18 protein-coding genes are annotated in these 21929 nt (G+C 65.5%); 13 read left to right on the forward strand and 5 right to left on the reverse strand.

What is annotated here, in order from left to right:
• The 6 genes from CKO42_RS12740 to CKO42_RS12765 all read left to right on the forward strand — a co-directional run bounded on the left by CKO42_RS12740 (position 1) and on the right by CKO42_RS12765 (position 4843).
• Positions 1–357, forward strand: a complete 357-nt coding sequence (locus CKO42_RS12740) for an ATP synthase subunit I (protein WP_200244503.1) — start codon at positions 1–3, stop codon at positions 355–357.
• A 69-nt stretch (positions 358–426) separates the two neighbouring features.
• Entirely contained in the window at positions 427–1236 is an 810-nt protein-coding gene (locus CKO42_RS12745; protein WP_200244504.1) for a F0F1 ATP synthase subunit A, read from the forward strand.
• Positions 1237–1265: 29 nt separating this feature from the next.
• Entirely contained in the window at positions 1266–1538 is a 273-nt protein-coding gene (locus tag CKO42_RS12750) for a F0F1 ATP synthase subunit C (RefSeq protein ID WP_200244505.1), read from the forward strand.
• A 4-nt stretch (positions 1539–1542) separates the two neighbouring features.
• A complete protein-coding gene (locus tag CKO42_RS12755) occupies positions 1543–2301 on the forward strand; it encodes a F0F1 ATP synthase subunit delta (protein WP_200244506.1) in 759 nt (252 codons plus the stop codon).
• Positions 2302–2391: 90 nt separating this feature from the next.
• A complete protein-coding gene (locus tag CKO42_RS12760) occupies positions 2392–3909 on the forward strand; it encodes an alternate F1F0 ATPase, F1 subunit alpha (protein ID WP_200244507.1) in 1518 nt (505 codons plus the stop codon).
• 4 nt (positions 3910–3913) lie between these two features.
• Positions 3914–4843 (forward strand): F0F1 ATP synthase subunit gamma, encoded by a 930-nt coding sequence (locus tag CKO42_RS12765; RefSeq protein WP_200244508.1) that lies wholly within the window; start codon positions 3914–3916, stop codon positions 4841–4843.
• Here CKO42_RS12765 and CKO42_RS12770 read toward each other — a convergent pair.
• A complete protein-coding gene (locus CKO42_RS12770) occupies positions 4794–5792 on the reverse strand; it encodes a DMT family transporter (protein WP_200244510.1) in 999 nt (332 codons plus the stop codon). The genes CKO42_RS12765 and CKO42_RS12770 overlap by 50 nt on opposite strands.
• A 221-nt stretch (positions 5793–6013) precedes the next feature.
• Between CKO42_RS12770 and CKO42_RS12775 the strand changes: the two genes are divergently transcribed.
• Together CKO42_RS12775 and CKO42_RS12780 are read left to right on the forward strand one after the other, a co-directional pair.
• Positions 6014–6394, forward strand: a complete 381-nt coding sequence (locus CKO42_RS12775) for a DUF72 domain-containing protein (RefSeq protein ID WP_200244511.1) — start codon at positions 6014–6016, stop codon at positions 6392–6394.
• A 106-nt stretch (positions 6395–6500) separates the two neighbouring features.
• The gene (locus CKO42_RS12780; RefSeq protein WP_200244512.1) at positions 6501–8078 is read left to right on the forward strand and encodes an AAA-like domain-containing protein; all 1578 of its coding nucleotides are present in this window, start codon (positions 6501–6503) and stop codon (positions 8076–8078) included.
• Positions 8079–8254: 176 nt separating this feature from the next.
• On the opposite strand, the gene CKO42_RS12785 is transcribed toward CKO42_RS12780, so the two are convergent.
• Complete coding sequence (locus CKO42_RS12785) at positions 8255–8455, reverse strand: dodecin family protein (protein ID WP_200244513.1); 201 nt, start codon at positions 8453–8455, stop codon at positions 8255–8257.
• 840 nt (positions 8456–9295) lie between these two features.
• On the opposite strand from CKO42_RS12785, the gene CKO42_RS12790 reads away from it, so the two are divergent.
• The 4 genes from CKO42_RS12790 to CKO42_RS12805 all read left to right on the forward strand — a co-directional run bounded on the left by CKO42_RS12790 (position 9296) and on the right by CKO42_RS12805 (position 15392).
• Positions 9296–10273 (forward strand): 1-phosphofructokinase family hexose kinase, encoded by a 978-nt coding sequence (locus CKO42_RS12790; protein WP_200244514.1) that lies wholly within the window; start codon positions 9296–9298, stop codon positions 10271–10273.
• Positions 10274–10354: 81 nt separating this feature from the next.
• Positions 10355–11344 carry a type I glyceraldehyde-3-phosphate dehydrogenase gene (locus CKO42_RS12795; RefSeq protein WP_200244515.1) on the forward strand — a complete coding sequence of 330 codons (990 nt, stop codon included), beginning with the start codon at positions 10355–10357 and terminating at the stop codon, positions 11342–11344.
• Complete coding sequence (locus CKO42_RS12800; protein ID WP_200244516.1) at positions 11341–14514, forward strand: cation-translocating P-type ATPase; 3174 nt, start codon at positions 11341–11343, stop codon at positions 14512–14514. Before CKO42_RS12795 ends, CKO42_RS12800 begins: the two co-directional genes overlap by 4 nt.
• A gap of 95 nt (positions 14515–14609) precedes the next feature.
• Positions 14610–15392, forward strand: coding sequence for a VIT1/CCC1 transporter family protein (locus CKO42_RS12805; RefSeq protein WP_200244517.1), 783 nt, complete (start codon positions 14610–14612; stop codon positions 15390–15392).
• 75 nt (positions 15393–15467) lie between these two features.
• On the opposite strand, the gene CKO42_RS12810 is transcribed toward CKO42_RS12805, so the two are convergent.
• Genes CKO42_RS12810 through CKO42_RS12820 form a run of 3 tightly spaced genes read right to left on the reverse strand, consistent with a single transcriptional unit; the run spans position 15468 to position 18852 of the window.
• The gene (locus tag CKO42_RS12810; protein WP_200244519.1) at positions 15468–15689 is read right to left on the reverse strand and encodes a hypothetical protein; all 222 of its coding nucleotides are present in this window, start codon (positions 15687–15689) and stop codon (positions 15468–15470) included.
• Between the two features lie 37 nt (positions 15690–15726).
• Positions 15727–17382 (reverse strand): response regulator, encoded by a 1656-nt coding sequence (locus CKO42_RS12815; protein WP_200244521.1) that lies wholly within the window; start codon positions 17380–17382, stop codon positions 15727–15729.
• 9 nt (positions 17383–17391) lie between these two features.
• Positions 17392–18852, reverse strand: a complete 1461-nt coding sequence (locus CKO42_RS12820) for an ATPase domain-containing protein (protein WP_200244523.1) — start codon at positions 18850–18852, stop codon at positions 17392–17394.
• Positions 18853–19464: 612 nt separating this feature from the next.
• On the opposite strand from CKO42_RS12820, the gene ppsA reads away from it, so the two are divergent.
• Positions 19465–21894 carry a phosphoenolpyruvate synthase gene (gene ppsA, locus CKO42_RS12825; protein ID WP_200244579.1) on the forward strand — a complete coding sequence of 810 codons (2430 nt, stop codon included), beginning with the start codon at positions 19465–19467 and terminating at the stop codon, positions 21892–21894.
• Positions 21895–21929 lie beyond the last annotated feature (35 nt).

The raw sequence follows: 21929 nt of genomic DNA on the forward strand, positions 1-21929 counted from the left end.
ATGAATACATCCTGGTGGTTAGCCCCCTGGTCATCGGACCTGAGTCTGTCGGTCGTCGCCCTGCTCGGCGGCTTGGTCGTCGGCTGGGCCTTCTTCTATGGGCTGCTGCGCACGGTTCGGGCGCTTCCAAGCAGCGAGCACCCGGTGCGGCTGCTCGCGCTGAGCCTGGTGATGCGCCTCGCGCTGCTCGCGGGCGCCGGCTGGCTGCTGCTGCAGGTCGGCGGCGGCTGGGTCCAGATCCTGCTGGCGCTGGCCGGCGTGATGCTGATGCGCCTGCTGATCCTACGCCGCTCGCTGCCGTCGACGAGCCCACCCACACAACCGGTCTCAGAGCCCGCTCGATCCACTCGCGGCTGACCGCGAGCCGCGAACCGTAAGCCTTCAGCCTTCAGCCTTCAGCCACGAAAAGAGCATGCCACTGCAGCCATGACCATCAGTCCCGATCAAATCGTCCTCTGGGCATGGGGACCGCTCCATCTCAACGCCACGGTGGCCTGGACCTGGGCGATCATGGCACTGATCACCCTGGTTTGCTGGGGCGTCAGCCGGCGCCTGACCAGCGGCCCTGAGCTATCGCGCTGGCAGAATGCGCTGGAGGTGCTGGTGACCGGTCTGCGCGATCAGATCCGCGACGTCAGCCAGCAGGAGCCCGGCCAGTACCTGCCCTTCGTCGGCACCCTGTTCGTGTTCATCGCGGTCTCGAATCTGCTGACGCTAGTGCCCTTCTACCTGCCACCGACCGGCTCGCTCTCGACCACCACCGCGCTCGCCCTGTGCGTGCTCATCGCCGTGCCGCTGTTCGGGATCATCCATCGCGGCCCGCTCGGCTATCTGCGCCACTACATCGAGCCGACGCCGCTGATGATGCCGTTCAATCTCATCGGTGAGCTCTCGCGGACGCTCGCGCTCGCGGTCCGCCTGTACGGCAACATCATGAGCGGCACGGTCATCGTTGGCATCCTGCTGAGTCTGACGCCGTTCTTCTTCCCGATCGTGATGCAGCTGCTCGGGCTGCTCACCGGCATGATCCAAGCCTACATCTTCGCCGTGCTGGCGATGGTCTACATCGCCTCGGCGAGCAGTGCCAACCGGGCAGCCGACCAGGGCTCCGATCAGCAAGGCAAGCAGCAAAGCGACCAGCAAGGCAAACAGCAAGGCAATCAGCAAGACGATCAGCAAGACGATCAGCAAGGCGGCCAGGCATCCAAACAGACCGACCGCTCGACACAGGCTTGACCCCCACACTTTCAGCATCAGGAGGCCTTATGGACAGTATCGCCCTCATTGGCATGGTTTCGGCACTCAGCGCCGGACTCACGATTGGCATCGGCGCGATCGGCCCGGCGCTCGGCGAAGGCCGCGCAGTGGCCCAGGCCCTGAGCGCCATGGCTCAGCAGCCCGATGAATCGGCCAACATCACGCGCACGCTCTTCGTCGGTCTGGCGATGATCGAGTCGACCGCGATCTATTGCTTCGTGGTCTCGATGATCCTGATCTTCGCCAACCCGTTCTGGGACCACGTCATCGCCGGAGGCTGAGACCATGCAGATCGACTGGCTCACGGTCGCCGCGCAAGTGGTCAATTTCCTGATCCTGGTCTACTTGCTGAAGCGTTTTCTCTACAAACCGGTCACCGCTGCGATGGCGCGCCGCGAGCAGCGGGTTGAGGATCGGCTGCAACAGAGCCGCGAGCGTGAGGCGCAGGCCGAGCACGAGCGCGAACGCCTGCATCAGCGCCTCGAGCAGCTCGATCAGCAGCGCGACAAGCTCATGCAAGAGGCGCGCGAGAAGGCCGAGCAGGAGCGTCAACAGCTGCTGGATGAGGCCCGCGACGAGCGCGAGGCCAGCCGCCAGCGTTGGCAACAGCAAGCCGAGGATGAGAAGGACCGGTTTCTCGAGGGTCTGCGGCGTGAGACCACAGCAGGCTTCGAACAGCTGGCGCGCAAGGCCCTGACCGACTTGGCCGATGTCGAGCTGGAGGCGCAGATGGTGCATCAGCTCATCGCCAGGTTGGACGCGCTGGACGAGGACGTGCGTCAGCAGTTGGCGAATGCCTCGGCGAGCGAGCAGGTCCAGATCAACACCCGTTTTGCACTGGCCGAGTCGCAGCGACGACAGCTCACCGAGGCGATCCAGCAACAGCTCGGCGAACAGCGCGAAGTCGCTTATCAGGAGTCATCGCAGCTGCTGTGCGGGATCGAGTTTCGCGTCGGTGGCCAACGGCTTGGCTGGACCCTCGCCGACTATCTCGACCGCTTTGAAGAACGCCTCGACAACGCCATCGGCGCGACACCGGCTTAGCGCCTAGCGCTTAGCGTCTAGCGCTCAATCGTCGAGTATGCAGCGGGGATGACGCCGCTGGAAACGCTTTCAGGCTGCAGAGACCACTTTATGCTCCAACGCACGCTGGACACGAGCTTCGACCAGGTCCACACAGCGATCGACTCGCTCGAGCTCCAACCCGAGCTCAGCGAGATCGGCACCCTGCTCGAGGTCGGCGGCGGTATCGCCCGGGTGCGCGGACTGCCGACGCTGGGCGCCGAAGCACTGGTGCGCTTCCCCGACGGCGTGCTCGGCCTGGCCGTCAACCTCGACGAGCACGAGCTCGGCATCGTCCTGCTCGATCACGGTGATCGCCTCACGCCTGGTGCTCAGGTGCAGGCGACCGGACGCCAGGCCGACACCCCGGTCGGCGAGGCCTTGATCGGGCGCGTGATCGATGCCACCGGCCGTCCCCTGGATGACGGCGGGCCGCTGTCGACCAGTGAGCGCCAGCCAGTAGAACGACCGGCACCGGCGATCATGGAGCGCGCGCCGGTCTCCACCCCACTCGAGAGTGGGATCAAGGCCGTCGACGCGATGATCCCGATCGGCCGCGGCCAACGCGAGCTGATCGTCGGCGACCGCCAGAGCGGCAAGACCACCGTCGCCGTCGACACCATCATCAACCAGCGCGACAAGGATGTGCTCTGCATCTACTGCGCGATTGGCCAACGCGGCACCGCGGTGGCCCGCGCGGTCGACGCGCTGCGCAGCAGCGGCGCGCTCGCGCATAGCATCGTGGTCAGTGCCTCCGGTGAGGATGCGCCCGGGCTGCAGTACATCACGCCCTATGCGGCGACGGCGATGGGCGAATACTTCATGCAACAGGGCCGCGATGTGCTGATCGTCTACGACGATCTGACCCGCCACGCCCGCGCCTATCGAGAGCTGTCGCTGTTGCTGCGCCGCCCACCAGGGCGTGAGGCCTACCCGGGCGACATCTTCTACATCCACTCGCGGCTGCTCGAGCGCGCCACGCACCTGCGCGAGGAGCTCGGCGGCGGCTCGCTCACCGCACTGCCGATCGTCGAGACCCAGGCCCAGGACATCTCCGCCTATATCCCCACCAACCTGATCTCGATCACCGATGGCCAGATCTATCTCTCGCCGACCCTCTTCCGCAAGGGACTGCTGCCGGCCATCGATGTCGGGCGCTCGGTCTCGCGCGTCGGCGGCAAGACCCAGTATCCGACCTTTCGCCAAGTCGCTGGCGATCTGCGCCTCGCCTATACCCAGTTCGAGGAGCTCGAGACCTTCGCGCGCTTTGCGACCCGGCTCGACGAGCGCACCCGTCAACGCATCGAGCGTGGACGGCGCGTCCGGCAGATCCTGCGTCAGCCGGCTGGGCAGCCCTTGCGCGCGAGCGAGCAGGTCGCGGTGCTGCTAGCGACCAATGAGGGCCACCTCGATGCGGTGCCGACCGAGCGCGTCGTCGATGCCGAGCAACGCATCCGCGAGCACGTGCGCTCCTCGCTGCCTGAGATCTGCGCGCGGATCGATGCCGGTGAAGACCTGGACGAGCCGGACTGGGAACAGCTCGACACGGCCGCCGCTGACGCTGTCAGCGGGCTGACCGAGGACGATTGACCGCATGGAATCTCCCCAAGCCCTGCAGCAACGGATTCAGAGCCTTGGCGATCTGCAGCAGATCGTTCGCACCATGAAGGCACTCTCGGCGGTCAGCATCCGTCAGTATGAGCGTGCAGCCGACACCTTGGCCGATTCCGAGCACTGCATTCAGCTCGGCTTGCAGGTCGCGCTCCGCGACGGTCTTCAGGCCTTGCCTGATCGCAGCGCCAGCGGGACCGGTGCGGCAGCCGTCATCGTCTTTGGCACCGATCATGGACTCTGCGGCCGCTTCAATGAAGTCATTGCCGAGCAGGCGTTGGAACATGTGTCGGAGCAAGCATCGGAACAGGCATCGGAGCAAGCATCGGAACAATCACCCGGCGAGCAGGCCCGCGGCGAGCAGGCCCCCAAGGCGATGCACTGGCTCGCCGTCGGCGAGCGCCTACTGCCGCTGCTGGATCAGCAGAGCCAACTGGAATGGATGCAGGTGCCGAGCTCGGCGGCCGGGATCACGGCCGTGGTGCAACGGGTGCTCTTGCGCGTCGATGACTGGCGGGCACAGGGCGTCGACCGGGTCGAGCTGTTCCACAACCGCCCAAGCGGTCGCAGCGGCTATGAGCCGACACGGCAGCAGCTGTTCCCTTTCGATCGAGAACGCTTTCAGCGCTTCGCCCAGCGCCCCTGGCCATCACGGCAGCTCCCGCAAGCGCTGATGCCGCAACCTGCTCTGCTGCGGCATCTGCTGCGCCAGCACTACTTCTTCATGCTGTTTCGCGCCCTTGCCGAGTCGCTCGCCGCCGAGCACGGCGGTCGCCTGGCGGCGATGCAGGCCGCTGAGAAGAACATCGACGAACGGCTCGAGGAGGTCACCGGTCGCTTCCGCCGCGTGCGCCAAGAGCAGATTACCAGCGAGCTGCTCGATGTGGTTTCCGGCTTCGAGGCGGTGTCCTGATGCTGGCAGCGTTCGACGGTCTTGCGCCAGAAGACCGCCAACGGCTCAAGGGCCTGGTCACCCATCGCGTCTGACGCTGGCTGCCACCCTCTTTCGCGCCAAGCGTGGTGACCGCGACCAGGATCAGCCCCATACCCAGGACCTGTAGCCCGCTCAGGTCCTGGCTCAACAGGGCCACGCCGAACAGCGCAGCGGTGATCGGCTCCACCATGGCGACGATCGAGGCGACGGTCGGTGGCGTCGCCCTGAGTCCCAGGATATAGAGGGTGAATGATAGCCCTGCGCCGAGCACGCCCAGCGTCGCGAAGAGCGGCCAACGCGTGGAGGTCAGCACGGCCGCCTTTTCGCCCGTATCGCCGCCCCAGGCGAGCACGATGACGAGGAGCGCAAACGCGATCGAGAGGATGGCCTGTGGACTGCCGTGGGCCGCAGCCCGCTTGAAGCCGAAGATGAAGACCGCGTAGGACACCCCTGCCAACAGCCCCGTGACGATGCCGAGCAGCGTGATGTCGTTCGCGCCAGTCTCGTAGACCCCCGTCAGGAGCAGGATGCCGAGCAGGACTAGGGCCATCGAAACCCACTTTGACGGCGTGGGTCGTTCCAGTTTCAGCGCGAAGGACAGAAGGTAGACGAACACCGGGGCACAATACATCAGCGTCGCCGCCACCGCGATGCTGCCTTCGGCGAGACTGGTGAGATAGAAGAAGAAGTTACCGGCCACCCCGAGACCGGCAACCACCGACCAGCCCCAGAGGCGGGGACGCGCCAGTCCGCTGCCACCCGGGCACACGAGGAGCCAAGCGAGCACAAACAGAAGCCCGATCGCGCCGCGATAGAACGACACCACCGCCGGACCCCAACCCTCGGCCATCAGCATCCCACCGATCCCGCCTGCAAGCCCCCAGCACAGCGCCGCCAGCGCCACGAAGGCCGTGCTCATGCGTGCCATCTGTCCTCCCGCTGTCTGGTACGACGATCATCGTCGGCAGTGGCCACTTGGCGAGTTCGCAAATACAGTCATGCGATGCCTCCGCCTGCTGGCCATGCAGATCACATGCCGACATTTGCCCGCTGTGAGGCGGTGTCCTGATAGCTGTGATCCCCCGTTGTGGGCGGTCACTTGCTGAGGTGCGGTGGCGCATTTGCCCCGCCGACGGGGAATATGCCCCGATGACGCCCGTGATCCCCAGCCTTGTCGCGCTGATCGTCAATGCTGGTGCTCGGGTTCTGCGCGGTCTCTCATTTCAATCTCTGCGCTTGATCCTGCCATTGGCCAGAAACTTGTGCATCTATGACCTCGATGGCTACGAGACCGCGCCGCATCTCACCGCCGACTTCGTCTATCTGCGCCTGCATGGACCCAACGGCCCCTATCGCGGCCGCTACTCCGATCAGGCGCTCGAGCGATGGGCCGAGACCTTGCAAGGCTGGGCCGATCGCGGCCTGGACACCTACTGCTGGTTCGACAATGACGAGGCCGGCCATGCGCCACGCAATCGCGCTGATGAGCGCAATTCAGGAGCGGGTCCGCGCCCTGGGTGCCGGCTCTGAAGACGCTTAGAGACTTGCGGCGGCGGCGCCCGAACCCGAACCCGAGCCCAAGTCCGAGCCTGCTATGCTTGGGCACCCAGTCCCATGCCGCCGGAGCCTCGCCCGCATGCGCTTTTTCAACACCGAAGGGCCGGTCCACTGCGCCCAACATTACTGCCTGCCGCCGCTCGTGCGCTGGGATCTGGATGAGATTCTCGGGCTCATCGAGCGCCAGAAGTATTTCCTGCTGCATGCCCCGCGCCAGACCGGAAAGACGAGCTGCATGCTTGCGCTGATGGAGCATCTCAATCGCGAAGGCGTCTATCAGGCACTCTACGTCAACATCGAAACAGCCCAGACCGTGCGCGAGGATGTTGCGAGTGGTATGCGTGCCATCTGCGGTGCCATCGGCGCCTCGGCACGCGGCATCCTGGGCGAGACACGCCTATTCGAGTGGCTTGACGAAGCCTTAGCCGAGCAAGGCGCACACGGCGCGCTCAGCGGCATGCTCACACGCTGGAGCGCCGCCGCTGAGCGCCCCATCGTGTTGCTGCTCGACGAGGTCGATGCCCTGGTCGGCGACACCCTGGTCTCACTGCTGCGGCAGTTGCGCACCGGCTACACCCAGCGCCCAGCGCTGCCGTTTCCGCAGACCGTCATGCTCTGCGGCGTGCGCGATCTGCGCGACTACCGCATCCACGCCCGCTCCGAGCCGGCGCCCATCACCGGCGGCAGCGCCTTCAACATCAAGGCCAAATCGCTGCGCCTGGGGGACTTCTCCGCCGCGGAAACCCGCACGCTACTCGAGGAGCACACCCAGGAGACCGGCCAGGCCTTCACCCCCGAGGCGCTCGCACGGGTCTGGGAGCTGACCTGCGGCCAGCCTTGGCTGGTCAATGCGCTGGCCGATCGGACCTGTTTCGAGCAGCCCGAGGGCCGTGACCGCAGCCGGCCCATCAGCGCCGCGATGATCGATGCAGCCAAGGAGTCGATGATCCTCGAGCGCGTCACCCATCTCGATCAGCTCGCCGACAAACTGCGCGAGGAGCGGGTGCGGCGCATCATCGAGCCGATGCTAGCCGGCGAGCTGCTGGGCAACCTGCCCCTGGAGGATCGCGATTATCTGGTCGATCTTGGCCTGTTGCGACGCGCCCAAGGCGGTGGCCTCGAGGTGGCCAATCCCATCTATCGGGAAGTGCTGCCGCGCATGCTGGCATCGGGTCCGCAGGATTCGCTGCCGCGCATCGCCCCGACCTGGCTCGATGCTCAAGGCCGGCTCGATCCCGAGCGACTCTTGACCGCCTTCCTCGCGTTCTGGCGCCAGCACGGCGAGCCCCTGTTGTGCAGCGCGCCCTATGCCGAGATCGCCCCGCATCTGGTGCTGATGGCCTTTTTACACCGGGTGATCAATGGTGGAGGCAGCCTGGAGCGCGAGTATGCGATCGGCGCCGGGCGCATGGATCTCTACCTGCGCTATGGCGAGACGACGCTTGGCCTGGAGCTGAAGGTCTGGCGTGATGGGCGCCCCGATCCCTGCGCGCAGGGCCTCAAGCAGCTCGATGGCTACCTGGCCGGCCTGGGCCTGGACAGCGGCTGGTTGATCATCTTCGACCGCCGCGGCGGCCAGCCGCCGATCGCCGAGCGCACCGGCGCCGAAGAGGTCAGCAGTCCGGCTGGGCGGCGCATCTGGGTGATCCGGGGGTGAGATCAGTCACCAAGAGAGCGCCTAGCAACGGCTCAGTCGGCCATAGGCCAGGTGCTCTCCTGCTTCCTGCTCGGCGCTTCAGCCTGTCGGCAGACTCACTGCAGGCGAATCTGCCGCGGCTTGCCCTGCTCCGATCGCTGCATCCGGATGTGCAGCACGCCTCGGCGAAGACCGGCTCATTCCATGACGAAGGTCACCTTCATATCGACGCGAAAGCCGGTGATCTTGCCGTCGTTGACCACGACCTTTTGCTCCTTGACCCAGGCCCCTTCGATGTTCTTGAGGCGCTTGCTCGCCTCTTCGATGCCAGTGCGAATCGCGCGCTCGAAGCTTTCGGTCGACTCGGCGGTGATCTCAATAATCTTGGCGACAGACATGGCTGGCTCCTCATCAGGTTGTGTTAGTTGCAGGTTGTGTCAGTTGCAGGATGTGCCGGGGTGACCGTGACGGAGACCACGGCACGCTCGCTGATAGCACGGCGCGTGCCAGCGTCCAGCACGGTGCGTGCCAGCGTCCATCTGCTGAGGAGACTCTGTTGAGCCGGAAGCCATTCCGAAGCTGACCCGAAAGCGCACCCAGGCGCCATGGCTCGGTTGGCTCGATCGAGCACGCCAAGAACAAGAATGCGCACGGCTAGCCGCCCCTGCTAGTCGGCCCTGATCGCGTTTGCTCACCCCTTGCCCATGTCAGCTCAGCCGCTCAGCAGCTCAAGCCTGGGAAACACCTGGGATGGCGACTGATGACAGTCGTGGGGGTTTTAAACGTCTGTCGGGCGAAAACAACCACGCCGCTTCGCTGATAGGCCTCGTGCCGCTTCGCTGACAGGCCTCGGTTCGACCGTCGTTCAGCAGTCGGCCCCGCTGCGGCCAGGGCCAAGGTCAGAGCAAGGCAGCAACGACTCCGTAAGCCGCCCTCACTCGCGCCCTCTCGCTCAGCGCCAAGGCCCGAGCACGGCAACGATCACTCCGAGCGGGATGGCACCGATGACCGGCCGGCTCAGAAAAGCCACGGATGGCATGCATTCTGCTTGACTTGAGTCGAGATAGCACAACGCGAGGGCGAGAGCGCGCATGGGCTGATCCCTTTCAAAGGGACCAAGGCTCAAGGGGACCAAGGCAACCTAACGGGACCCGAGCAGCCCATGCCGGCAGCCAGGCGCATCGCATCAACGCAACGTCATCGTGAACCTCACGTGAACCTCATCATGGAGATCCGGGATGCCCGACGTCGTCACTCTGACCATGAACCCGGCGCTCGATCTGAGTAGCGAGACCGAGCAGCTGAAGCCTGGGCAGAAGACACGCTGCAGTCTGCCGCGCCGCACGCCCGGCGGCGGCGGCATCAACGTTGCCCGAGGGCTGCATCGGCTCGGCACCGATGTGCTCGCAGTCTATCCGTCCGGCGGAGCCACCGGCCAACGACTTGATGGTCTGCTGGAGCAGGCTGGCATCCGCACCCAATCGCTGCCGATCGACGGCGACATCCGCGAGAATCTCTCCTTGGCAGAGCAGGCACCGCACCTCGAATCCCCTCGGGTCTTCCATCTGGTGTTTCCCGGTCCCCAGCTTGCCGAGCGCGACTGGCAGGCCGTTCCCGAAGCGCTCGAGGCGATCGCCCCAGCGCCTCGTTATCTGGTGCTCAGTGGCAGTCTGCCACCCGGCGTGCCCGCGGACTTCTATGCCGAGGTGGCTCAACGCGTCTCGCAGCGCGGTATCCGGGTGGTGCTCGACACCGCGGCGCCAACGCTCGATGCCACCCTGCGCGCCCAGCCGCCGTTGTTCCTGATCAAGCCCAACCGTCACGAATGCCACCAGCTGTTCAAGGTCGAGCGCGAGGAGCCTGAGGCCTATCTCGCCGGCATGGAAGCGCTGCTCGACCAAGGGGCCGCTGAGGCCATCGTCGTCACCTTGGGCAGCCAAGGAGCGGTGCTTGCTAGCGATGGCCTGCGTCTGCACCTGCAGCCACCGTCGGTGCAAGGCCGAGCCCCGATGGGGGCTGGTGACAGCTTCGTCAGCGCCTTGATCCATCGGCTGACCCAAGACGGCACGCTGTCCGACGCAGCCCGCGATGGCGTTGCCGCCGCAGCGGCTGCAGTCAAGACGCGCGATGCCAATCTGTACCGCAAGCAAGACCTGGAACAACTGCGCTCGCAGGTCCAGACCCACGAGCATCAGCCGAGCCCCAAGCAATCCTAAGCCCAAGCAATCCTAAGCCCATCTAATCCTGAGCCAACGCAATCCTGACCTGAGCCCACCCAATCCTGAGGAGTCAAGACCATGGCAAGAATCGCAATCAATGGACTCGGGCGCATCGGACGCGCCACCCTGAAGCTGGTGATGGAGGAGCCCAGCCTCGAGCTGATCGGCGTCAACGATCTGGCCGACCATGAGCAGCTCGCCTACCTGCTTCGCTACGATTCGGTGTACGGGCGCTCGACGCACGAGGTCGCCAGCCAAGACGGTCAACTGGTCATCGATGGCCAGCACATCCCGCTGTCTAACCACGAGGACCCGTTGCTGTCACCCTGGAAGGATCTGGACGTCGATCTGGTCTTCGAGTGCACCGGCGCGTTCCGGGACCGGGACGCCCTGCAACGCCACCTTGAGGCCGGCGCCCGTAAGGTCATGCTCTCCGCTCCAGCCAAGGACGAGAGCATTCCGATGATCGTCCCGGGCGTCAATGACGCCGGCACCGCGCCGATCTTCTCCTGCGCCAGCTGCACCACCAACTGCATCGCGCCAGTGACCGAGGTCATGCAGCGGCGCATCGGCGTCGCCAAGGCCATGATGACGACCGTGCATGCCTACACCTCGACTCAGGAGACGGTCGATGCGCCCTCCAAGCGCATGGAGCGCGGCCGGGCCGCAGCGATCAACCTGGTGCCCACCAGCACCGGCGCGGCCGAGGCCACCAACCGCGTGCTCGGGGAGCATCCGATCGAGTTCGATGGACTCGCTGTGCGAGCGCCGGTTGCGGTGGGCTCGCTGGCGGATATCACCTTCGTCACCAGCCGGGCAACCTCGCGCGAGGAGGTCAACAAGGTCTTCATGGAGGAGTCGCTGAACCCCCGTTACTCGAAGGTCCTGTCGATCATCGAGGAGCCGATCGTCTCCTCCGACGTCATCCAGGACGCACACGCCTCGATCGTCGACCTGGGCTTGACCCGCGTCGTCGACGGTGACCTGGTCAAGGTGATGGCCTGGTATGACAACGAATGGGGCTATGCCGCCCAAATGGTGCGCGAGGCAGCCCGTCTGTACCAATGACTGCGTTCTACCGACAACAGCCAGAGGGCGCGCTCGAGCAAGTCGACAGCGATGCCGACCACGGCCTCTCCGAAGCCGAGGTGCGCAAGCGGCGCGAGCAGTATGGCCGCAATGCGCTGCGCCAGACGCGCTCGCGCCCGGCCTGGCGCATCCTGATCGATCAGCTCGCCAGCATCGTCGTGCTGCTGTTGCTGGCGGCCTCTGGTGCGGCGCTGCTGTTCGGGCAGGTCATCGAGGCCATCGCCATTGGTGCCGCGATCCTGGTCAACACCATTATCGGCTTCGTGATGGAGCTGCGGGCGACGCGTGCGATGGAGGCCCTGCAGCGCATGGGCAAGACCCAGACGCGGGTGCTGCGTGAGGGCCACAGCCGCGAGATCTCGGCCGATGAGCTGGTACCCGGCGACATCGTGCTGCTCGATGCCGGCGACCTGGTGCCGGCCGACCTGCGCCTGCTCGAGGCGAATCGGCTGCAATGCGATGAGGCCGCGCTGACCGGCGAGTCGGTGCCGGTCGACAAGCGAACCGAGGCGATCGATTCCGCCTCAGAAGCCGGGCCAGAGGAGAAGGACAACGTAAAGAGCGGCACCGGGGAAGGCAATGAGGAAGAAGATATCAGGGAAGATGCAATAGAAGACAGGAAGCTAGGCTCTTCGGAAGAAACGACAGGCAAAGCGCCGCCGCTTGGCGAGCGCTACAACATGGCCTACAAGGGCACCGCCGTGACCCAAGGCTCGGGCAGCGGCGTCGTCGTTGCCACCGGCATGGATACGGAGCTGGGCCACATCTCGGATCTGGTGGCACAGGCGGAGCAATCGGCGACCCCGCTGGAGAAGCGCCTCGATCGCCTTGGCCGGCGGCTGGTCTGGCTGACGCTGGCGATCGCGGTGGTGGTCGCCGGCGCGGGTCTGATCGCCGGCAAGGAGCTGTTCGTGATGCTGGAGACGGCCATCGCACTGGCCATCGCCGCGGTCCCCGAGGGACTGCCCGTGGTCGCGACCCTGGCCTTGGCCCAGGGCATGCGCCAGATGGCGCGGCGCAACGCGGTGGTGAAACGGCTCTCAGCAGTGGAGACGCTCGGTGCCGCAAGTCTGATCTTCACCGACAAGACCGGCACCCTCACCGAGAACCGGATGGTGCTGGCGCAGCTGGCCCTCGAGCAAGGCACCCTGCGCTTCGAGCGCCCAGGCCAGACGACGACGCAAGCGACCGAAGGCCGCGGTCAAGACGAACACCGCCGTCAAGACGAAGGCGGCCGTCGAGATGAGAGCCAGCGTGAAGAAGGCAGAGGCGGCGGCGACGCCAGAGCCGACGGAGAAGCGAGGGCCGGCACCCGGATCACGATCGACGGAAAAGCCCTGGACCTGGCCAATGAGCCGGCCGCGCGCGCCGCCCTCGAGACCGGAGCCCTTTGCAACAACGCCGAGCTTGGGAGCCAAGCAATCGCAGACAATTCCGATGCGCGCGCTGCCGCGGACGGCAGCGCCGATACTCCCGCTGGCGAGACTGCAACAGCCGAGGCTGGTGGCGATGCCAAGACCAACGCCAATGCCAAGGCCGACGCTGGCGCCAACGTCCATGCTTCCGCTGGCGAGAATACGAAAGCTGATGCTGGCGGCAGCGCCAAAGCCGATGCCATCTTCGGCGCCACTGGCGACCCCACCGAGGTCTCCCTACTGGAAGCCGCGGCACTCGCCGGCCTCCACCGCCCTGAGCTGCTCGAGCGTTGGCCAGAGCAGCGCGAGATCAGCTTCGATCCCGACCTGAAGATGATGGCGACCGTCCATCAAAGCGATGACGGCTTCCGGATCGCCGTCAAAGGCGCGCCGGAGTCGGTGCTCGACGTCTGCGACCAGGTCCTCACCGCGGACGGCGAGACCGCGCTCGACGATGCGGCGCGCGAACACTGGCGCCAGCGCAGCGAGGCGCTTGCCGCCGACGGGCTGCGGGTGCTGGCGCTGGCACAACGCCAAGCCGAGCGCGAGGACGAAGACCCCTATCAACGGCTGACCCTGATCGGCCTGGCCGGCCTCTACGACCCACCCCGCCGCGGCATCCAGGACGTGATTGCGGCCTGCCAGCAGGCTGGCATTCGCATCGTGATGGGCACCGGCGATCATGCCGCCACGGCGCAGGCCATCGCCGCCGAGATCGGCATCGCTGGCAGCGACGAGCCGGCGATCGAAGGCGCGCGGCTCGACGATCTCGAGCAGCTCGATGACGACGAGCGTCGCGAGCTGCTCGAGCGCTCGGTGTTCGCGCGCATCAGTCCCGAGGAAAAGCTGCAGCTCATCGGTCTGTATCAGGATGCCGGCTGGATCGTCGGCATGACCGGCGACGGGGTCAACGATGCGCCGGCCCTGAAGAAGGCCGACATCGGCATCGCCATGGGTCAGCGCGGCACCGAGGTCGCGCGCGAGGCCTCGGATATGGTGCTCAAGGACGATGCCTTCGCGACCCTGGTCGCGGCCATCGAGCACGGGCGAACCATCTTCACCAACATCCGCCGTTTCATCGTCTACCTGCTGTCGGGCAATCTCGCCGAGATCATGGCGGTGGCAGCGGCGGCGCTGGTGGCGGCGCCCCTGCCCTTGCTGCCGCTGCAGATCCTCTACATCAATTTCGTCTCCGATGTGATGCCCGCGCTCGCGCTCGGCCTGAGTCCTGGCGAGCGCGGCGTGATGCAGCAGCCACCGCGCGCCCCCGACGAGCCCATCCTGATGCGCCGGCATTGGGCCGCTGTCGGCGGCTATGGGGCGCTGATCGCAGCAACGGTCCTGATCGCCTTCGCCATCGCGCTCGGGCCGATGCAGCTCGACACCGCCCATGCGGTGACCATCAGCTTCCTGACCTTCGGCTTCGCCCGGCTTTGGCATGTGCTGAACATGCGCGACACCAAGTCGCCGCTGCTGCTCAACGAGGTCACACGCAATCCCTATGTCTGGATCGCGATCGCCATCGGCGTTGCGCTGCTGATCGTCGCGACCTACATCGCGCCGCTGGCGGCGATCCTCTCGATCGAGATCCCAACCCTTGGCGAATGGCTGCTGATCCTCGGGTTCTCGCTGCTGCCGCTGATCCTGGTACAGCTCGGCAAGCTGGTGGCGCATCACCTGATCCGGAGCCAGCGCTCGTCCCGATCGCATCACCCATCGCCAGCGAACCGCTAGCAGCAGACGCGATAACCCCCAGGAGCAGATTGGCAACCGCTGCCAAGTCCTCAACCTAAAAGAGCAATAGGTTCAACCAAGGAGCACATCGCGCTATGCCCGCAAAACAGCCTCGACAACGCTCACGCTGGCACCTAGCCCGCGCACACCATGCGGACGAGGTTCGCGCGCGACTCGCATCCGAGGGCGGTGGCGGGCACCTCGGCGATGCGGTGCTGGGCGCGATCGACGGTGGCATCACCAGCTTCGCGGTCGTCGCCGGCGCCGTCGGCGGCGGCTTTTCGAGCCTGGTGGTCATCATTCTGGGCGTCGCCAGCCTGCTCGCGGATGGCTTCAGCATGGCGGTCAGCAACTATCTCAGCACCAAGAGCGATGCCCAGGCCGCCGATCAGGCCCATCGTGAGGAATTGCGGCATATCGAGGAGATTCCCGAGCATCAATGCCTGGAGCTGCGCGAGGTCTTCGCCGCCAAAGGCTTCGAGGGCGAGACGCTGGATCGCATCGTCGAGACCATCGCCGCCGACCCCGAACTCTGGGCCAAGACCATCACCCAAGAGGAGTTCGGTCTGCAGCCGGGCGACACGGGCCAGCCGTTGCAATCCGGTGCCGCGACCTTCGCCGCTTTCGTGCTCGTCGGTGCGATCCCGCTGATCCCGTTCGCGATACCCGTCCTCAGCCTCGATCAAGCCTTCATCGCCAGCATCGCCGCAACCTCGCTGGCGTTCCTGGGCGTCGGCATCACCAAAGGCTGGGCGTTGGATCAGTCGCGGTTCCGCTCCGGTCTCGAGACCCTACTCACCGGCGGCGGCGCCGCGGTGCTGGCCTACGGCGCCGGCACTCTGCTGCGGACCTGGCTCGGAACGGGCGCGGTTGCCTGATAAACAGCGAGATCGCCAGGCAAGACGTCGCGGTTAAACAATCCTTCTGAAGCTCTGACCAGACGTTGGTATCGATCAGAAATCCCATTGGACATCTCGCCCGAGATCACGAGGGCGCTCTAAGTCCTCATCGGTCAATCCCTCGGTGGTGCTAGCAAACAGCGTCTTGAGATCATCTCCCTTAGTCCCTGGCTGCTCCCAGAGCAAAACCACACGCAGGCGCACGCCGTCCGGCACCTCCTCAGGGAGATGGATACTGCGCTGCTCTGGCAGCGCATCGAATTCGATAGCGTTCATGGATAGGGCTCCTGATCGATGATAGCGCGTTACCGCATTAGCGCCCGGCGATGGCGGCTTCGAGCTCCGGCATTGCGACCGGCTTGACCAGGTGGCGGTCGATGCCGGCGCGGCGGGAGCGGCGGCGGTCCAGCTCCCGGCCGAAGCCGGTCACCGCGATCACCCGCAAGCCGGCGAAGCCCCTGAGCCTGCGCAGTCGAGTCGCGACCTCGTAGCCGTCGAGACCCGGCAGGCCGATGTCGAGCACCACCACGTCGGGCCGGTGGGACTCGGCCGCGCTGAGGCCTCCGGGGCCGTCGCGCGCGAGCACTACATCATGCCCACGCTGCTCCAGCAGCCGCTTTAGACCGTTGCCGAAGTCCAGATTGTCCTCGATCAACAGGATGCGTTGCGACGGGTCCGGAGCGCTGTGCGCCGGCGCTTGCTGTGTCGGTTCTTGCTGCCCTGCCCCTTGCTGTCGTGGCCCTTGCTGTGCTCGCTCTTGCTGCCCTGTCCCTCGCTGCCCTGCCCCTTGCTGCGTTTGCAGGGAGCGACCGGCCTCGGTCGACGGTGCTGTCTGCAGCGGCAGCAGCACCCGGAATTGGCTGCCTTGGCCGGGCCCGTCGCTCTCGGCGTGGATCGAGCCGGCATGCATCTCGACCAGCGAGCGTGCCAGCGTCAGCCCCACCCCCAACCCGGAGCGCGAGGTCTGCGGCTCGCCGTCGCGCTGCGGGGCCTGAAAGAAGGGCTCGAAGATACGCGCCTGGGTCTCGGCGCTCATACCGACGCCCTGATCGCGGATGCCGACCTCGGCCAAGCCATCGTGCGAGCCGGCGCTGAGCCGAATCTCGCTCTCCGCCGGCGAATAGCGGCTGGCATTGACCAGCAGGTTGGCGAAGATCTGACGCAGCCGGGTGGCGTCGGCCAGCAGCGGCATGGGCTCATCGCTGATGTCGAGCGCGAGGCGTTGGTTGTTGGCCTCGAGCGTCGATTGGACCTGGACCACGACGTCCTGCAGCGTGGTGCTCAAATCCAGCGGCTCGCACTGCAGGCTGAGCTTGCGGCGGGCGATGCGCGAGATATCGGAGAGGTCGTCGAGCAGGCGCTTGATCTGCGTCGTTTGGGTGGCGATCACATCGAGGCAACGGGTCGCCTGCGGCACCTCGCACCGCAGCGAATCCAAGACCTCGCCACAGGTCATGATCGCCGCGAGCGGGTTGCGCAGCTCATGGCCCAGCGTTGCTAGGAACTCATCGCGCTGGGCCACATGCTCGGCGCGTTCGTTGAGCAGATCCCGAATCCGATACTGCTGGTGCCGCTCGCGCAGGGCCATCTTCACCGCATTGACGAAGACGGTGCTGTTCACAGGCCGCTCGATCAGCCGCACATGACCATAGATGTCGAAGTCGTCCAAGGCCTCAAAACTGGTCTTGGCGAGCCGCCGGGTGAGCACGATCAACGGCAGCGACGACCACTCTTGCTGCTGCGCGAACTGCTCCCGGATGCAGACACCGGCATCACCGCGCAACGCCTCACCTGCGACCACCAGGGCTGCGGCAGACTCCGACAGCGCTGAGCACAGGGCGGCGGTATCGGCACAGATATAAGGCTGTAGCTGAGCCTGGCGGAGGAAACGCTCACAGAGCGAGGCATCATTCGGACTGGGTGCCAAGATCAGGATGCGCTCGGTACCGTTGGGGATGTGATCTGCCACGCACATGACTCAGAGCAGCGGTTTGTCCTTGCCGAGATACTCAGGCAAACCCGTGAGCACCCCGCGGAATTCGCTCAGCGGCTCGCCGACGATGATCCCGCCGGTACCGATCTTGTACTCGCGGATGGTGCGCTCGTGATCGCCATAGCGCTTCTTCATCACCGAGAGCGCATAACGAATCGCCCCATAGGCCTCGAAGTAGCGCTGGGCGATGACGGTATCGGTGAGATAGCTCAGATCGACCGCGAGGCCTTCTTGCCGATTCAGGGGGCTTGGTTGCGCCAGGGTGACCAAGGTCAACGCGCCATGGGCGCTCAGGTAGCTCAGCAGGTCATGCACCTGCAGGTTGATCGAGGGGTCATTCGGCATCGCCTGCAGATAGCCATTGAGGCTGTCGATGATGATGATCTGGGTCTTGCTACAGTCAACCTCCCCGGCAAGCTCACGCGCAAGCTCCCCCGGCGCGACCTGGCCAGGGTCGATCTGGCGCAGCTTCAGCAGCTCCGAGTCCAGCGCCGAGTCGATATCGAGTCCCTGGCTGAGGGCACGCTTGCGGAAGGTGGTCAAGGATTCATCGAAGGCATAGAGCGCGACCCGCTCGCCGCGCTCCGCCGCTGCCATGGCGAAGCTGCTGACCAGGGTCGATTTGCCACAGCCGGGCGGGCCAATGACGCCGACACTGGTGCCGCGCTCGAGTCCACCGCCGAGCAGCGCATCAAGGGGTTCGCTGCCGCTCGAGATGAGTCCGTCGCGCGCTGGCGCCGACGGTCGACCCGGCTCAAGCCGCGGGAAGACGCTCAGCCCACCGGTCTCGATACGCAGATCATGAAAGCCACCGGCATAGGGCTGGCCGCGCAGTTTCGGCAGCCAGAGCCAGCGCCGACCCGGTCCGTAGTCATTGACCCGCTGCTCCATGCGGATGATGCCCCAGGCCAGACTGCGCGGGTGCAGCTCCACGGGTCCGCTCGCCTCATCGGTGACCAGCAGGGTGGTACCAAGCTCGTCGGCCTTGCTGCGGAAGAGCTCGACGTGGCGCCGAAAAAACGAAGACTGATCGCTGTAGATCCGCAAGGCGGCCAGGGTGTCGAGGACGAGGCGCTGCGGTTTCAGGTCATCCATCTCCGCAAGCGCCGCCTGAACTCGGTCATCGAGCGCGATCTCCGTGAGATCGAACAGCGCCGTGCTATGGATCTCGTCCGAGCTGATCAGGTCGCGCATCTGCAGGCCATCGATCGACCAACCGTGCGAATCGGCGATCACGGCAACCTCAGCCGGACTCTCGGCGAGGGTGATCAGCAGGCAACGCTCGCCGCGGCGCACACCCTCGAGCAAGAACTGGAGTCCGAAGGTGGTCTTGCCAGTACCCGGGTTGCCCTCGACGAAGTAGAGATGGCCCGGCCGGAGTCCGCCCTTCAGGACATCATCCAGCCCAGGAACACCGGAAGAGATCAACGCGTTTGACGTCGACATGCAGAGGCTCCTGATCTAATGACGAGCCAGCAGCGCCTCGCTGGCTGATTGACAATCATCGTGTTGAGGATCAGCAAAGGTGCACGTGGATTGAGCCGCAAGCGAGCATTAATTTCAACATCAATCCAGGAAAAACACCACGTTTCCGCGTTGCCGCCTAGGCCAGCGTGCACTGAGCCTGCGCCAAGAAGATCGTGCTCTGTTCTCGATCGTCATCGCGGCACCTTGATGATCATCTCAGATGATCGTCTCAGACGATCACCTCGGATGGTCATCTCGGCTCGGTCTTCATGTGTTGAGGGCGATATCCCCCGCGCCTGGTGTATTTCCACAACGCGATTCCCCACCGGTTGAGCAGACCAACACCGAAGGGACCAGCGACGGGTCGGTTGCCGGGCTTGCCTGTGGCCGCATCACCTTGGCATCGCACGGCTCAACCGTTGGCACAAGAGCTGCGTGCGATTGGGCAAACCCTTGATTCACCCCGTTTGTGCGCCCGTGACTAAACCCCTTAAAGAGAAGCCGCGTTGCGGCCTTCAGGGTGGCGGTGTTGGGCAAGCAAGATAACGGCCACCTTCGGCTGGAGACCCCCTAATGAACGACGGCAGGCTGATCGCTTGGCTTGATGATCTCGGCAACGATGATGTCGCCCTGGTGGGCGGTAAGAACGCCTCACTCGGCGAGATGATCCGCCATCTCGGTGCCGAAGGCGTGCGCGTGCCGGGCGGCTTTGCGACGACCGCGCAGGCCTATCGGCAATTCCTGGCCGAGAACGCGCTGGAGCCGCGCATCCGCGAGCTGACCCAAGCCTTTGAGCAAGGCGAACGCCCGCTCAGCGAAGTCGGCGAGCAGATCCGCGCCTTCTTCCTCGACGCCGAGATCCCGGCGGCCTTGGCCGATGCCGTTCGCGACGCCTACCAGGCGCTGGCGGAGCAGACCGGGCGCGATGAGCCCGATGTCGCGGTGCGCTCGAGCGCGACCGCCGAGGATCTGCCCGAGGCCAGCTTCGCCGGTCAACAGGAGACCTTCCTCAATATCCGCGGCGCCGATGCCCTGCTCAATGCCATCCGGCGCTGCTTCGCCTCGCTGTTCACCGAACGCGCCATCTCCTATCGGCAGGACAACGGTTTCGATCAGCTGCAGGTGGCGCTCTCGGTCGGGGTGCAGCAGATGGTGCGCGCCGACAGCGGCAGCTCCGGGGTGATGTTCAGCATCGACACCGACACCGGCTTCCCGCGCGCGGTGCTGATCAACGGCGCCTGGGGGCTCGGCGAGACCGTGGTCCAGGGCATCGTCGATCCAGACGAATACCTGGTCTTCAAGCCGCTCTTGGATGATCCATCGCTGAGGCCGATCATCGCCCGCCAGCCGGGTGGCAAGGCGCAGAAGATGGTCTATGCCGACAGCCAGGCCAATACCCAGACCGACAGCCAGGCCGGCATGAGCGCCGACACCAGCGCTGAAGACCCGACCCGGCTCGAGGAGACCAGCGAGGACGAGCGCCGGGCACTGGTCCTGAGCGACGACGAGGTCCTGTCGCTGGCACGCTGGGCGGTGACCATCGAAGACCACTATGGGAAACCCATGGACATGGAATGGGCCAAGGATGGCGAGACCGGCGAGCTGTTCATCGTCCAGGCGCGGCCCGAGACCGTGCACTCACAGCGCGCTGAAGGTCTGCTCAAGACCTATCGGCTCGAGGCCAGCCGCGACGAGGTCGGCGAGCCGCTTGTCAGTGGCACGGCGATCGGCGACGCCATCGCCGCCGGCAAGGTGTTTCGGCTCGATGACCCGGGCGAGAACGATCGCTTCGAGGACGGCGGCGTGCTGGTCACCGAGATGACCGATCCGGACTGGGTGCCGATCATGCGCCGCGCCGCCGCCATCGTCACCGACCACGGCGGGCGCACCTCACACGCAGCCATCGTCAGCCGCGAGCTGGGTTTGCCGGCGATCGTCGGCACCGGCCATGGTACTGAACGGCTCGCCGATGGCGATGAGGTCACGGTGTCCTGCGCCAGCGGCGAGACCGGGCGTGTCTATGCCGGGCGGATTCCGTTCGAGGCCGAGGAGATCAGCCTAGACGAGATCCCAAAGACGCGCGCCAAGATCATGCTGAACATGGCCAACCCGGCCGCCGCGTTGCGCTGGTGGCAGCTGCCGAGCGATGGCGTCGGCCTGGCCAGAATGGAGTTCATCGTCAATCAGCACATCAAGATCCACCCGATGGCGCTGATCCACCCGGAGGCGGTGGAAGATGGGGACGCGAGCACGCAGATCGCCGCGCTGACCGCCGGCTGGGATGACCCGCAGGCGTATTTCGTCGATCACCTGGCGCGCGGCATTGCCCGGATCGCGGCGGGCAGTCATCCGCAGCCGGTCATCGTGCGCATGAGCGACTTCAAGACCAACGAGTATGCGGACCTGATCGGCGGTCGCGCCTTCGAGCCGGTCGAGGCCAATCCGATGCTCGGCTGGCGGGGCGCCAGTCGCTATTACAGCGACGCGTATCGGGAGGGCTTCGCGCTGGAATGCCGGGCGATCCGTAAGGCCCGCGAAGAGCTTGGCTTTGACAACATCCTGGTGATGATCCCCTTCTGCCGCACACCGCTGGAAGCCGACCGGGTGCTCGAGGTCATGGCCGAAGAAGGCTTGCAGCGCGGCGAGCGCGGACTCGAGGTCTATGTGATGTGCGAGATCCCGGCGAACGTGATTTTAGCCCGCGACTTCGCCGCCCGCTTCGATGGCTTCTCGATCGGCAGCAATGACCTGACTCAGCTCGTGCTCGGGGTCGATCGGGACTCCGACCGCCTAGCGCATCTGTTCGACGAGCGCAACGATGCGGTGCGCCAGATGATCAGCTCGGTGATCGGCGAGGCCCACGAGCGCGAGCGCAAGGTCGGGCTCTGCGGCCAGGCGCCGAGCGATCACCCGGACTTCGCCGCCTTCCTGGTGCGCGCCGGAATCGATTCGATCTCGGTCAACCCGGACAGCTTTCTCTCGGTCAAGCAGGCCGTGGCCGAGATCGAGCAAGCAGGTTAAGTTGGACAAGGTGGGCGCCGCCCACTCGGGCGTCG

The sequence above is a fragment of the Lamprobacter modestohalophilus genome, assembly GCF_016583905.1.
Classification (GTDB): Bacteria; Pseudomonadota; Gammaproteobacteria; order Chromatiales; family Chromatiaceae; genus Lamprobacter; species Lamprobacter modestohalophilus.

Bases quoted from the DNA above. Each gene is read 5' to 3' on its own strand.
- CKO42_RS12740 (WP_200244503.1), top strand. From the start codon at position 1: ATGAATACATCCTGGTGGTTAGCCCCCTGGTCATCGGACCTGAGTCTG.
- CKO42_RS12745 (WP_200244504.1), top strand. From the start codon at position 427: ATGACCATCAGTCCCGATCAAATCGTCCTCTGGGCATGGGGACCGCTC.
- CKO42_RS12750 (WP_200244505.1), top strand. From the start codon at position 1,266: ATGGACAGTATCGCCCTCATTGGCATGGTTTCGGCACTCAGCGCCGGA.
- CKO42_RS12755 (WP_200244506.1), top strand. From the start codon at position 1,543: ATGCAGATCGACTGGCTCACGGTCGCCGCGCAAGTGGTCAATTTCCTG.
- CKO42_RS12760 (WP_200244507.1), top strand. From the start codon at position 2,392: ATGCTCCAACGCACGCTGGACACGAGCTTCGACCAGGTCCACACAGCG.
- CKO42_RS12765 (WP_200244508.1), top strand. From the start codon at position 3,914: ATGGAATCTCCCCAAGCCCTGCAGCAACGGATTCAGAGCCTTGGCGAT.
- CKO42_RS12770 (WP_200244510.1), bottom strand. From the start codon at position 5,792: ATGGCACGCATGAGCACGGCCTTCGTGGCGCTGGCGGCGCTGTGCTGG.
- CKO42_RS12775 (WP_200244511.1), top strand. From the start codon at position 6,014: ATGACGCCCGTGATCCCCAGCCTTGTCGCGCTGATCGTCAATGCTGGT.
- CKO42_RS12780 (WP_200244512.1), top strand. From the start codon at position 6,501: ATGCGCTTTTTCAACACCGAAGGGCCGGTCCACTGCGCCCAACATTAC.
- CKO42_RS12785 (WP_200244513.1), bottom strand. From the start codon at position 8,455: ATGTCTGTCGCCAAGATTATTGAGATCACCGCCGAGTCGACCGAAAGC.
- CKO42_RS12790 (WP_200244514.1), top strand. From the start codon at position 9,296: ATGCCCGACGTCGTCACTCTGACCATGAACCCGGCGCTCGATCTGAGT.
- CKO42_RS12795 (WP_200244515.1), top strand. From the start codon at position 10,355: ATGGCAAGAATCGCAATCAATGGACTCGGGCGCATCGGACGCGCCACC.
- CKO42_RS12800 (WP_200244516.1), top strand. From the start codon at position 11,341: ATGACTGCGTTCTACCGACAACAGCCAGAGGGCGCGCTCGAGCAAGTC.
- CKO42_RS12805 (WP_200244517.1), top strand. From the start codon at position 14,610: ATGCCCGCAAAACAGCCTCGACAACGCTCACGCTGGCACCTAGCCCGC.
- CKO42_RS12810 (WP_200244519.1), bottom strand. From the start codon at position 15,689: ATGAACGCTATCGAATTCGATGCGCTGCCAGAGCAGCGCAGTATCCAT.
- CKO42_RS12820 (WP_200244523.1), bottom strand. From the start codon at position 18,852: ATGTCGACGTCAAACGCGTTGATCTCTTCCGGTGTTCCTGGGCTGGAT.